Genomic DNA, 597 nt, shown 5'->3' on the forward strand with positions numbered 1-597 from the left:
CCAGCCCAGCTCCTGGGCGCCGCGCTGCGCGATCGCGCGCAGCTGCTCCTGGGTGTGCGGGGTTCCAGGGGTGCGGCTCATGACAGTTCCCCGTCCTCGGCGCGGTGGGCCCAGGTGGCGAAGGACTCCCCGTCCGCGGAGTGCCGGGAGTAGCTGCCCAGCACGCGGGTGACGTACTCGGTCAGTTCATCGGCGGCGATCTTCAGCCGCGCACGGTGCGCCCCAGCCCGGCCTCCCCGTTCTCCACCCCGGCCAGAGTGCCGCCCAGGTGCACCTGGAAGCCGGGGACCTGTTCGCCGTCCTGGTTGGTGATCAGCTGCCCCTTGAGCCCGATGTCCGCGGTCTGCACCCGGGCGCAGGAGTTCGGGCAGCCGTTCACGTGCAGGGACAGGGCCTTGGGCAGCCGGCCCTGGTGGTCGCTGAGCCGGGCTTCGATCTGCCGGACCGCGTCGATGGTGGTGTCCTTGGTGTCCACGATCGCCAGCTTGCAGTACTCGATGCCGGTGCAGGCGATCGCCGAACGCTTGACCAGGCCCGGGAACGCGTCCAGGCCCAGCGCGGCCGCGGCATCGGTGAAGCGCCGCACGTGCTCGCCGG

The 597-nt window shown here is 71.9% G+C and carries 1 pseudogene; it reads right to left on the reverse strand.

Going from position 1 to position 597, the window contains the following annotated elements:
- Positions 1 to 202: 202 nt before the first annotated feature.
- Positions 203 to 597: pseudogene (locus JCM19049_RS16985) on the reverse strand (nitrite/sulfite reductase); the annotation flags it as partial.

It is taken from the genome of Arthrobacter sp. JCM 19049, assembly GCF_001310435.1.